We start from the raw sequence: 11,798 nt of genomic DNA, 5'->3' as shown, positions 1-11,798 counted from the left end.
TACCTTACTAGAATGGTGCGGTACCAAACTAATGACTCGAGCTGCTCGGCGATTTGCAGCCAGATAGACGCTTGGTTTATTTCGAGCGAGCGTACATGGGCTGGATGCAAGCTTGAGCTCCGCGAGCCTTTGTGCGGTGCAAGCGCTCGGCCAAGGCGAGCAGGTCGCTGCAAGGCCTACGCACATGATCCGTTTGACCAACTCTCGTGAGGCGTTGCTTATCGCTTACCTCATGCCAACAAGAGGGGAAACTCATGAAACATCTCAAACCAATACCTAACCCTGCAGAAACTCCTGAGGAAAAGCGTGCTCTTTCAATTCTCGAACTGTTGGGCTTTTGTGGGCACTACCTGCACTTTAGGGTAGGTGGCCGTTCTGGACAGTCCCCGATTCTCTGCCTTTTGGCGCTCAATGGTGGGCGGCTTTCACAACGCGAAATCGGCCTCAATTTTGATCTCAAACCCGGTTCGTTGTCAGAAATTTTGACGAAGCTTGAGGCGGCTGGCTTAGTTGAGCGCGAGCGCGTAGAAGCCGATCGTCGCCAGCGTATTGTGAAACTCACCGAGGAGGGTGCCGTCACTGCTGAGCGTGAAATGCAGGCACGGCGGGCTTTTCGAAATCGTGCGTTTGCTGTTCTTAGCACGGAGGAGCAAGAGCAGCTTATCGCCTTGCTTGGAAAGGTGAGAACAAGCTGGGAGGAGCAAGATGATTAAAACCCTCGCGAGCAGCATCCGCCAATATCGTGGTGCAGTTATTGTAACGCCGCTCCTCGTGATGGGTGAGGTCTTATTTGAAGTCTTGATTCCCTTTGGCACGGCGGCTCTCATTGGTCAGGTGAAAGCCGGAGCCCCCTTACCCGAGCTCTTTGCTTCTGCTGGTGTTTTGGCGCTGATGGCACTCATCTCACTTGGATTTGGAGCAGCTGCAGGCCTTACCTGCGCTCGGGCTTCGGTTGGATTTTCTAAAAACCTGCGAACAGATATGTTCCGCGCGGTTCAGTCCTTTGACTTCTCCACCATCGATTCATTCTCGAGCTCTTCGCTTGTAACGCGCATGACCACCGACGTGCAAAATGTGCAAATGGCTTTTATGATGCTCATCCGCACCGCCTTTCGAGCACCCCTCATGATCATTTTTGCCTTTAGCGTGGCCTATGTCATGGGAGGCTGGCTTGCCTTTATTTACCTCGCGGTCATTCCCGTTTTGGGCATTTCTCTTTTTGCCATTATTCGCACGGCTCGGCCGATCTTCAAGCGCATCTTTCGTAAGTACGATCGCTTAAACGAGTCTGCAGGAGAGAATCTTGCCGGCATTCGTGTCGTAAAAAGCTATGTGCGCGAAGACTATGAGATTGAGAAGTTTGATGCGGCGGCCGAAGAGGTGCGCCGAGAGTTCACACGAGCAGAGCGTATCTTAGCGCTCAACTCGCCCATCATGAATTTTTGCGTCTACACCGTCATGGTGTTCGTCATTGGCATGGGCTCATTTGCCATTATCGATAGTCGTGCAACCCTGATTGACGTTGGGCAGTTCTCAAGTCTCATCACCTATGGCTTTCAGATTCTTATGAGCTTGATGATGCTATCGATGGTTTTTGCCCTAGTCACAATTGCAGAAGAGGGCGCAGGCAGAATTTATGAGGTGCTCACTGCCAGCTCACAGATTACAAGCCCCGAGGGAGGCTTAACCGAGGTCTCCGATGGTTCAATTGATTTTGAAGGCGTGGGCTTAAGCTATGGCGGCGCAAAAGATCGCGAGGCTCTCTCTGATATCAACTTGCATATTGCATCCGGAGAAACCATTGGCATTATTGGCTCAACTGGCTCGGCAAAGTCGAGCTTGGTGCAGCTCATTTCTCGTCTTTACGATGCAAGCCGGGGGCGGGTGCTCGTGGGCGGCCACGATGTTCGTGACTATGATCTTGATGTCTTGCGAAGCGAAGTCGCCATGGTGCTTCAGAAAAACCAGCTCTTCTCCGGCACGATTGCCGAGAACTTGCGGTGGGGTAACCCCGAGGCAACCGATGAAGAGGTGCGTGAGGCAGCAAAGCTGGCGCAGGCGGATGAGTTTGTGCAAGGCTTTCCTGATGGCTATGACCATATGATTGAGCAGGGCAGCACCAATGTCTCTGGTGGACAAAAACAGCGCCTGTGTATTGCGCGGGCGCTCTTGAAGCGGCCTCAGGTGCTCATATTGGATGACTCTACCAGTGCTGTTGATACCAAAACCGACCGCCTCATTCGCGATGGACTGAAGAACTATTTGCCCGAAACTACCAAGATCATCATCGCGCAACGAACTGGATCAGTAGAAGACGCTGACCGGATTATTGTGATGAACGAGGGAAAGATTGATTCCATCGGTACGCACGAGGAGCTATTGCACGAGAGCGAGATTTATCGCGAGGTATATATCTCTCAAAACAAGCAGAGCCACGACGAGCGTGTTGATGAGCTCGAAGAGGAGGAGGTGAGCGAAGATGGCAACAACTAAGCGTACACCGAATGCATCGCGCCGTGGTGCATCGCGCGATATGGGCGGTACTGCCCTGCGAGTTTTGAAGATGATCAAGGGTTTTTACCCAAAGCTGCTTCCGGCGGTAGGTGCGGCAATTGTCTTAAATGCGCTCGTACAAGCCGCTCCAAATGTGTTTATGCAGCGCGTGCTCGCGATCGTGCAGGACTCCTGGGCAGCTGGTCAGTGGGATCCCGTATCGGGCAAAATTATTGCCAATGTTGTCATGCTCATCGTGTTCTACCTAATTGGCCTGATTTGTAACGCATTTGGGCAGCAGGCTATGGCCATCATTACTCAAGGCTCGCTGAAGAAGTTCCGCTGTGCCATGTTTGAGCATATGCAAACCTTGCCAATTAGGTATTTTGATTCCAATCAGCACGGCGACATCATGAGTTATTACACCAACGATATCGACGCGATGCGCCAGATGATCTTTCAAAGCCTGCCCATGCTTACCATGACCGGCCTTACGATGATCTCCGTTGTGGGCATCATGATTTATTACAGCATCCCCATGGCGCTGATCGTAACCGGTGGAGCGATACTGATGGCCTGGGCAACCAAGTTTTTGGGAGGTCGCTCAGCGTGTAACTTCTTGCGCCAGCAGCGCGCGGTCGCCAGGCTTGAAGGCCACGTGGAAGAGATTATGAGTGGACAAAAAGTCATTAAGGTCTTTACGCACGAGCGCCAGGCAGAAGAGGATTTTGAGCGCATTAATGCTGCATGGGAAGAGACGGCGCGCACAGCCAATAGCTATGCCAACACGCTCATGCCCATCCTGTTTAATATGGGCAATTTCCTCTACGTTGTTGTGGCAATCTCGGCAGGTGTGCTCATCACCTTGGGTGCTCCAAATCTTTCCCTCTCAGGCCTTCCGCTCACCATTGCGGTTGCGGTTCCATTTCTGAACATGACGCGACAGTTCGCAGGACAAATTGGGCAAGTTTCCAACCAAATTAACGCAGTGGTTATGGGACTCGCGGGTGCTGAGCGCATCTTTGAGTTGCTTGATGAAGCGCCCGAGGAGGATGCAGGCTACGTGACGCTCGTCAATATGGCCGTTAAGGGCGGTGCGCTGGTAGAGAGCGAGGAGCGCACGGGGCTTTGGGCGTGGAAGCATGCCCACCAGGCCGATGGATCGGTTGAGTATGTTCCGTTGCGCGGAGATGTGCGCATGGAGCATGTTGACTTTGGCTACCAGCCTGATCACGAGGTATTGCACGATGTTTCGGTCTTTGCAAAGCCTGGCCAAAAGATTGCCTTTGTTGGAGCTACGGGAGCGGGGAAGACCACGATCACCAACCTCATCAACCGCTTCTACGATATTACTTCTGGAAAGATTCGCTACGACGGCATCAACGTGCAAAAGATCCGAAAAAGCGATCTCAGGCGGTCGTTGGGCGTGGTGCTCCAAGACGTGAACCTGTTTACAGGAACCGTGATCGACAATATTCGTTATGGCAAGTTAGATGCTACCGATGAGGAATGCATTCGGGCGGCCAAGCTTGCAGGCGCAGATGGATTTATCTGCCGTTTGCCTGAGGGCTATAACACGGTGCTTACCGATAATGGCTCACAGATCAGCCAAGGTCAGCGCCAGCTCATTTCTATTGCGCGAGCAGCGGTGGCCGATCCTCCTGCGATGATTCTGGACGAGGCAACTTCGAGCATCGATACCCGTACCGAGGCAATTGTGCAGCGCGGTATGGACGCCCTCATGCAGGGGAGAACAACCTTTGTGATTGCGCATCGCCTGTCGACGGTTCGCAATGCCGATGCGATTATCGTGCTTGACCACGGGCGTGTGATTGAGCGCGGCACCCACGATGAGCTCATTGCGCGCAAGGGCTACTACTACCAGCTGTATACCGGAGCCTTTGAGCTGGAATAAGCTTTGCGAGACTTGGATCCTCAACCGCTTTGTAGCCCGATCGGGTACCCTTCGGAGCTGTCTTCGCTTCGCTGCGGAGGCGCTTGCGGGAACCCGATCGGAGCTGTGGGCATGGCTCCCGTGAAGGGAATGTCTTATCAGGCGGTGAAGCGGGCGTTCTCCACTGCCCAGTGGACGTCGCGGATATAGTCCCGCGTGGCAGCGGCGTCTCTACTGCTGTGACGGTGTGCTGTTCTTGCTTTGCACACATCCCAGTTCGCAGGAGAGGGGCGCATCTACTGCTTGGAAGGCGTGCTGCTCTTGCGCAGATGTCTTCTTGAGCGTGGGCGGCGAAGCATCCGAGGTTCAAATCCGGCACCCCGGCGCATGCGGCTCATAGCAGCAAGCAGGGGATCCACCTCGGGAGTTGCACGCACGTGTGCCGGCAGCGGCTCATCAATACCTGCGCGCCTGAAGTTGCCAACAAAGTCTTCGTTTGGCATGACGTTAATAACGGCAAAGGGGTCAACTGAGCGTACGAGCTTGATGGCATCGCGCACCTCATAGGTTGAAAGCACCGCGTGAATAATGCCTACCGGCTCTCCGCTAAATGCTCCGGTTGCGTCGATGATGCTCGCGCCATGATCCATTTCTCGGGTGTATGCGCGAGCAACCTCGGTTGGTTGCTTGGTAGTAATGAGTAGCACAGAGCGCTTGTATCGATGGTAAAACCCGTCTACCGTACGCGTGGCTATAAATTGAAAGATGATTGAATATGCCGCTGGCTTCCACCCAAAAAGCCAGCCAAAGATGGCGAGCATCAAGGCATTGACTACAAATACCGAAGTCCAGATCGTTCGCCCTGTTTTGTTTGAAACATACAGAGCAATAAAGTCAGTTCCTGCGGTGGAGGCACCGCCCCAGAGAGCGACCAAGGTAGAAATGCCAATGAGTACACCACCAAAGAGCACCTCAATAAAGGTGTCTCCGGCAAGTGGCTGAGGAAAATCGAAGAGATTCAAAAACAAGCTCAAAAGGGCAACTTGCAGCATGGAAAAAAATACAAAGCGCGTAGAAATGCTTTTGCGGCATGCAAGAGCAACTGGGATATTGAGGGCGAGCACACCGAGCCACGTAGGAAAGGAGAGCCCAATGAGTGAGGCTACGCGGTCGATGAGAATTGCTGCTCCCGTAAAGCCTCCGGCCAGCAGATTGGCTGGCTCTACAAAGGCCTCAATCACATAGGCCTGCATAAAGGATGAAAGCGTAACGGCTGCCAACGTGATAGCTCGACGCACACTGGCATATCGACCCAGCGACCGTATTCGTTCAATGAGCTCAATCGGCGACACGCTAACCCTCCCCATTGCGTTAGATGTGAACTACCTGATGAGGGTACCAAGATTTTTGCCCAAAAAAGTCTGATCTAAAGACTTCGCCGTTTAGCCACTTCTTGGAAATTATTTTTGGGATGTAGTTGCACGCGGCCTGCAATGAATACATAAACTGTTAAGAGTTTATGGGCAAGAAATAGGAAAGAAAACAGCCACCTCTCGCTGGAACGAGAGATGGCTTGAGTGCGTTCTACTGTTGTAGGATAGCTGGTTGAGCGCGGTTGCTACTGCTGCGCTGCAACAATGGCTGCCACTACGCTGCAACACCGACTGCCACCTTTGGATGGTGGCTGCCACTACGCTGCAATAGCCGCCGCCCTTGAGCGATAGCTCCTGAAAGCGGTTGCTACTCCTCGACGATCTCGGTGATGGCACCGGTGGGGCAGGCGTCCTGGCATGCCGCACAGGCAATGCAGGAATCCTCGTCTGCCACGGTGGCAACATCGTTCATTTCGAGCACGTCGGTGGGGCAGGCGTCAACGCAGACTCCGCAGGCGATGCACTCATCAGCTTCAATAACTGGATGCGACATAGTGATTCCTCTCCTCTTATGTTTGACTCGCGGTGCACGAGTCAATCCCTCGACGCTACGATAGCACGCAGGGACGTCAAATCAAGGCTCGTGACCCGCTCAAATTGACCGTTCGCCGAGTCACCTGCTACTAACTAGCTGGGATTCCGTCACATCACGTCACAAGGCCGGTGTGACGCGAAGCTCAGCGCCGCAGATGCGAAGCGCTTGCGTGAGTTTGGGTGAGTTTATGAGGAGTGGCATCGCGAGCGTTTTCAATTGTGCGACTGAGCGCCTGCAGTAGCTTCTGTGCGTAAGAGGAGCGGCGCAGTTGGCAATCCTGCGATTGAGATGTCGCAGCAGCCTCTGCGTATATGAGAAATGGTACAGCCACCAGCCTGTGATCGCGTGCATGAGCGCCTACAGCAGCCACTGCGCATATGAGAGAAGGCGCAGCCGCCAGCTTTCGATCGCGCGTGTGAGCACCCGATGCTGCTTCTGCGCGCACAAAAAAGGAGCGCATCCGGCAGTTTACAACCTGAAAAAGATGCGCCCAAACGGGTGTCTGACCAACCTTATAATGTAGAGATCAAGAAATCTTATAAAGACTGACTTAGATTTTGTATATCAAGTCGTATAAGAGGATATAGTAGCTGAGATGAGAGAAACGGGGAGCGGCCATTGGGCGGTTTCCGGTATAGGAAGGAATTACTATGAGCAAGATTCTTGGAATCGACCTCGGAACAACGAACTCTGCCATGGCCGTCCTTGAGGGCGGGGCACCTACCACCATCGTGAACGCTGAGGGCGACCGCACCACCCCGTCTGTCGTTGGCTTTCGCTCAGACGGCGACCGCATTGTAGGCAAGGCTGCTAAGAACCAGGCTGTTACGAACCCTAAGAACACGGTGTTTTCTATCAAGCGTTTCTTAGGCCGTAAGTTCTCAGAGGTAAAAGACGAGCTGAAGACCGTTCCTTATGAGGTGCGCGAGGGCTCAAATGGCCGCTGTGTGGTTGTTATTGAGGGTGAGGAGTTCACCCCTGAGCAGATCAGTGCGATGACGCTTTCTAAGATGAAGGCAGATGCTGAGAAGTACCTGGGCGAGACCATCACCGATGCAGTTATTACTGTGCCTGCATACTTTAACGACATGCAGCGCCAAGCAACCAAGGACGCTGGCCGCATTGCTGGCTTGAACGTCAAGCGTATTGTGAACGAGCCTACGGCATCTGCTTTGGCATACGGCTTGGATAAGAAGGATCGCGAGCAGAAGATCCTCGTCTTCGACCTTGGCGGCGGTACCTTCGACGTGTCCTTGCTTGATTTAGCAGACGGCGTGTTTGAAGTTCTTGCAACCAACGGCGATAACCACCTGGGCGGAGACGACTGGGATCAGCGCGTTATTGATTGGCTGGCAGATAAGTTCAAGAGCGACAACGGCATTGACCTGCGCCAGGATCCCATGGCACTGCAGCGCCTGAAGGAGGCTGCAGAAAATGCCAAGAAGGAGCTTTCAAGTGCTCAGCAGGCACAAATTAACCTGCCTTTCATTACGGCAGATGCCACCGGTCCGAAGCACCTTGATTATTCGCTGAGCCGCGCTGAGTTTGAAAAGATCACCCGCGATTTGCTTGAGCGCTGCAAGGCTCCGGTTACGAAGGCGCTCGCCGATGCTCACGTTGCCCTCTCTGAGATCAACGAGGTCATCTTGGTTGGTGGCTCCACGCGTATGCCAGCGGTGCAAGAGCTCGTGAAGAATATGACGAGCAAGCAGCCCAATATGTCGGTAAACCCCGATGAGGTTGTAGCAGATGGTGCTGCAGTTCAGGGCGGCGTCTTGACTGGTGACGTTGAGGGCATCTTGCTGCTTGACGTGACTCCGCTTTCCTTGGGTGTTGAGACCTTGGGCGGCATGATGACCAAGATGATCGACCGCAATACCACCATCCCAACCTCTAAGACCGAGATCTACTCCACTGCCGCTGATAACCAGACGAGTGTAGAGATCAATGTCTTGCAGGGTGAGCGTGAGCTTGCGCAAGACAATAAGAGCCTGGGCAAATTCCAGCTCACTGGTATTCCGGCTGCCCGTCGTGGCATGCCCCAGATTGAGGTTACCTTCGATATTGATGCGAACGGCATTGTGAAGGTTTCTGCAAAGGACAAGGGCACGGGTAAGGAGCAGTCCATCACGATTTCTGGATCCACTGCACTTTCCGATGAGGAAGTGGATCGCATGGTTAAGGACGCTGAGACTCACGCTGAGGAGGATAAGCGTCATCGCGAGCAGGCTGAGGTTCGAAATCAGGCCGATTCGCTCGTCTATAGCACTGAGCAGACCCTTTCCGAGCTCGGAGATAAGGTGCCGGCAGATTTGAAGGGTGACGCTGAGGCGGCAGTGTCTGATACCAAGACCGCGCTTGAGGGCACCGATCTTGAGGCAATCAAGACATCGAGCGAGAAGCTGCAAGAGGTTGCCTATAAGCTTGCTCAGCTTGTATATGCAGATGCTCAGCAGCCCGCAGGCGATGCCCCGGCTGGTGGCGATGACGTGGTTGATGCCGACTATGAGGTCGTAGACGATCAGGACGAGAACTGATCAGAGACCACGTGAGGGGTCTAAGGGGGTATTCCTACCCCCTCGATCTCGAAGAAGGAGGAAGCTGTGAAGATACCTGTGGGAGGTGCTGAGGAGCGCCCCAAAAAGCACGTGGATGCTGATACACCAGATTCCCGTAAGGGGCAGGTGTCGGCAGATGCTCATAACGCGTCAGCTCAGATGGAGGCCGAAGATACAGTTCGTGCAGATGAGGCCGTCGCCGCAGGCGCAGGTGAGGCTCAGGCACATGGTCAGGTCGATGGAGCGTCTCAGGCGCTGACTGAGGAAGAGATGGTGGAGGCTGCAATTCGCGCAGGCGAGCAAGCAGCTGAAGACGATTTTAAGCTCGAGCTTGAGCGCACGCGGGCAGACCTGCTTGCAGTTCGTGAGGAGCTGAATGCGGCAATTGATGCTCGCACTGAGGCCGATGTCCGCGCACAAGACGCTGAGGAGCGCTGCGGCCGCTTGCAGGCTGACTGGGAGAACTATCGTCGCCGCACGGCTCGTGAGCGCCTGCAAGAGCAGGAGCGCGCAACCGAGAAGCTCATCGTGGCACTCTTGCCGGTGGTTGATGATATTGAGCGCGCGCTCGATCACGCTCGCGCTCAAGAGATGGATGAGTCCTTCTCTCAGTTTGTTGATGGGGTAGATGCGGTTCGAACCAAGCTGCTTGGCGTATTTGAGCACGAAGGTGTTGAGCCAGTTGATCCGGTTGGTGAGGCCTTTGACCCTGTGATTCACCAAGCGGTTGGCCGTGTGGAAGACTACGACCAGTTTGATGAGACCGTAAACGACGTGTACCAGAAGGGCTACCGGATGGCTGGCAAGGTGTTGCGCTCAGCCATGGTAACTGTCACGCACGGAGGCCCTGCTCGTCCGGCGCCTGAAGAGACCGATTCAGACGAGAAGGAGTAACCCAAAGGCTCTGGGAGCTGGCTTGATTTTGATGGTCGGCTCTCAGGGCAGCTCTTCTTGTTCACGTTCGTGTAATGAAAGGAGGCAGACGTATGCCTGCGGCAAAGAACTTTTACGACATCCTGGGTGTATCAAAAGATGCCTCCGAGGACGAGATCAAGAAGGCGTTTAGAAAGCTCGCCGTCAAGCATCATCCCGATAGCGGCGGCGATGAGCAGAAGTTTAAAGAGATCAGCGAGGCGTACGAGACCCTCTCAAATCCCGATAAGCGCCGTGAATACGACCAGCTCCTCATGTTTGGGGGCATCCCAGGACATGGCGGTGCCGGTGGGTATGCGTATAGCGGCCAGGCAGCAGGTGGCTGGAACGATATTCTCGACAGTCTCTTTCGGGGTGAGGGTGCCTTTGGTTCCGATTGGGGCCAAGGCTTTGGGCATCCCGGTGCCGCTGCTCGCCCACGGAAGGGAAGCGATCTGACGCTTTCGGTTGACGTGAGTGCCGAAGAGGCGTTTCGTGGCGTGACGCGCAAGGTTACGTATCGTATTCCTTCAACAGGTGAGCAACAAACGATTTCTGTTGCGGTGCCTGCAGGCGCGGTGAATGGCGGAAAGCTTCGCTATGCACGGCGGGGTGAGTTTGGAGCAAACGGAGGCGAGCGGGGAGACCTGATCGTTGTTACGAATGTTGCTGAGCATCCCTTGTTTAAGCGCAAGGCCGCAAACGTAACTATGAAGCTGCCGATCTCTATCTATGAGGCGGCTCTGGGTTGTACCGTTGAGGTACCCACGCCGGGTGGTGCGACGGTGCGCTTGAAGGTGCCAGCAGGCACACAAACCGGTCAGACCTTCCGCTTTAAAGATATGGGCGCACCCGATGTGAAGCATCGCGGAAAAACGGGAGCGTTGCTGGTTACCGTAGTTGTTCAAACGCCTGAGCATCTCTCAGATGATGAGCGAGCAGCGCTTGAGCGCCTGCGTGATGCTGATATGAGAGACTATCGAGCTGAGATTGAGCGCTTTCGCGCTACGATATAACCGACAACGGAGCGCTTACATACGCGCAGGAAGAAGGGTATGGGACATGGCACGAGAGGGACGTGATAAGCCGCTGTATATGATCAGTGTGGCCGCCGAGCTCACGGGTATGCACCCGCAGACGCTTCGCGTGTATGAATCAAAGGGTCTGGTGAACCCCAAGCGCTCTGGCGGCAATACGCGGCTGTATTCCCAAGGGGATATTGAGCGGTTAAACCTCATCAATCAACTGACCGGGGAGGGTATTAACCTTGCTGGTGTGATGCGCATTCTTGATATGAAAGAGCGTGCAGATGAGCGAGAGCGTGAGCTCAGCCGCGTGCGCGAGCAGCTTCGCCGTGCCGAAGAAGAGCTGCACGAGCTTCGGATGCAAAAGAAAATTACGGCACTGGTACCGCTTGACGGATCGGCTGATCCTCAGCAGGTATTGCGTGGTCTCCTTGGAGGAGATATTCACTAGGAGCGCCTGTCGTGAGGCGTGTTTGGAGTGAGATTCAGCTGTCGTGCGGCGCGTTTGTAGCGAGAGCTGCCCATAGTGAGGGGTACCCGCAGTGATGCGTGCCTGCGGTGAGGCATGTCTGTAGAGTGAGGTGTGCCCGCAGTGGAGGTGCACCTGTTGCGAGAGCTATCCGCAGTGAGGCATGTCTGTAGAGGTAGACGCACCTATAGCGAGGGATGCCTGTAGCGAGGCGTGTCCGCAGTGAGGCATACCGGTAAAGCTAGGCATACCGTCAGACTTGAGCATGCCTGCGATCGCGATATCCACAACTTGTTGCTGCGCCTTGGCGCGTAAGGGCGGTGTCGTACATTGGGTCGCACTGGTTTTTGAGTTGCTATACCTCTTTCCCTACCCGTTTGCTCAAATCTACCATCAGCGCCTCCTCTGATACCGTTCACCGGTGGCTTTATCCCGTCTATCCAAGAGAGCCGTCAGACCCCACCGTAAAAAAGTTAACG

10 protein-coding genes are annotated in these 11,798 nt (G+C 54.4%); 7 read left to right on the top strand and 3 right to left on the bottom strand.

The window, feature by feature from the left end:
* The first annotated feature begins 254 nt into the window (after positions 1-254).
* From K6V98_RS04975 to K6V98_RS04965, 3 genes are read left to right on the top strand one after another with little or no spacing between them, the layout of a single operon-like run.
* Positions 255-713 (top strand): MarR family winged helix-turn-helix transcriptional regulator, encoded by a 459-nt coding sequence (locus K6V98_RS04975; protein WP_222199424.1) that lies wholly within the window; start codon positions 255-257, stop codon positions 711-713.
* Complete coding sequence (locus K6V98_RS04970; protein WP_222199423.1) at positions 706-2,493, top strand: ABC transporter ATP-binding protein; 1,788 nt, start codon at positions 706-708, stop codon at positions 2,491-2,493. The genes K6V98_RS04975 and K6V98_RS04970 overlap by 8 nt, the downstream gene beginning before the upstream one ends.
* A complete protein-coding gene (locus K6V98_RS04965; RefSeq protein ID WP_222199422.1) occupies positions 2,480-4,408 on the top strand; it encodes an ABC transporter ATP-binding protein in 1,929 nt (642 codons plus the stop codon). Before K6V98_RS04970 ends, K6V98_RS04965 begins: the two co-directional genes overlap by 14 nt.
* A 275-nt stretch (positions 4,409-4,683) precedes the next feature.
* Here K6V98_RS04965 and K6V98_RS04960 read toward each other — a convergent pair whose 3' ends face one another.
* Positions 4,684-5,739, bottom strand: coding sequence for a YitT family protein (locus tag K6V98_RS04960; protein ID WP_371734526.1), 1,056 nt, complete (start codon positions 5,737-5,739; stop codon positions 4,684-4,686).
* Between the two features lie 388 nt (positions 5,740-6,127).
* Positions 6,128-6,313, bottom strand: coding sequence for a DUF362 domain-containing protein (locus K6V98_RS04955; protein ID WP_222199420.1), 186 nt, complete (start codon positions 6,311-6,313; stop codon positions 6,128-6,130).
* A gap of 692 nt (positions 6,314-7,005) precedes the next feature.
* On the opposite strand from K6V98_RS04955, the gene dnaK reads away from it, so the two are divergent.
* The 4 genes from dnaK to K6V98_RS04935 all read left to right on the top strand — a co-directional run bounded on the left by dnaK (position 7,006) and on the right by K6V98_RS04935 (position 11,301).
* A complete protein-coding gene (dnaK, locus tag K6V98_RS04950; RefSeq protein ID WP_222199419.1) occupies positions 7,006-8,892 on the top strand; it encodes a molecular chaperone DnaK in 1,887 nt (628 codons plus the stop codon).
* 66 nt (positions 8,893-8,958) lie between these two features.
* Entirely contained in the window at positions 8,959-9,807 is an 849-nt protein-coding gene (locus K6V98_RS04945) for a nucleotide exchange factor GrpE (protein ID WP_371734525.1), read from the top strand.
* A 92-nt stretch (positions 9,808-9,899) separates the two neighbouring features.
* Positions 9,900-10,841, top strand: coding sequence for a DnaJ C-terminal domain-containing protein (locus K6V98_RS04940; protein WP_222199418.1), 942 nt, complete (start codon positions 9,900-9,902; stop codon positions 10,839-10,841).
* Positions 10,842-10,887: 46 nt separating this feature from the next.
* A complete protein-coding gene (locus K6V98_RS04935) occupies positions 10,888-11,301 on the top strand; it encodes a heat shock protein transcriptional repressor HspR (protein WP_222199417.1) in 414 nt (137 codons plus the stop codon).
* Positions 11,302-11,466: 165 nt separating this feature from the next.
* Here K6V98_RS04935 and K6V98_RS04930 read toward each other — a convergent pair whose 3' ends face one another.
* A complete protein-coding gene (locus tag K6V98_RS04930) occupies positions 11,467-11,607 on the bottom strand; it encodes a hypothetical protein (RefSeq protein WP_222199416.1) in 141 nt (46 codons plus the stop codon).
* Positions 11,608-11,798 lie beyond the last annotated feature (191 nt).

This window comes from Collinsella ureilytica (assembly GCF_019795105.1).
In the GTDB taxonomy this organism is placed as follows: Bacteria; Actinomycetota; Coriobacteriia; order Coriobacteriales; family Coriobacteriaceae; genus Collinsella; species Collinsella ureilytica.
The sequence above is the reverse complement of the archived record's forward strand: the minus strand, read 5'-3'. Positions and strand labels throughout refer to the sequence as shown.

Excerpts from the sequence above, each read along its gene's own strand:
- K6V98_RS04975 (WP_222199424.1), top strand. The coding sequence starts at position 255 with ATGAAACATCTCAAACCAATACCTAACCCTGCAGAAACTCCTGAGGAA.
- K6V98_RS04970 (WP_222199423.1), top strand. The coding sequence starts at position 706 with ATGATTAAAACCCTCGCGAGCAGCATCCGCCAATATCGTGGTGCAGTT.
- K6V98_RS04965 (WP_222199422.1), top strand. The coding sequence starts at position 2,480 with ATGGCAACAACTAAGCGTACACCGAATGCATCGCGCCGTGGTGCATCG.
- K6V98_RS04955 (WP_222199420.1), bottom strand. The coding sequence starts at position 6,313 with ATGTCGCATCCAGTTATTGAAGCTGATGAGTGCATCGCCTGCGGAGTC.
- dnaK (WP_222199419.1), top strand. The coding sequence starts at position 7,006 with ATGAGCAAGATTCTTGGAATCGACCTCGGAACAACGAACTCTGCCATG.
- K6V98_RS04940 (WP_222199418.1), top strand. The coding sequence starts at position 9,900 with ATGCCTGCGGCAAAGAACTTTTACGACATCCTGGGTGTATCAAAAGAT.
- K6V98_RS04935 (WP_222199417.1), top strand. The coding sequence starts at position 10,888 with ATGGCACGAGAGGGACGTGATAAGCCGCTGTATATGATCAGTGTGGCC.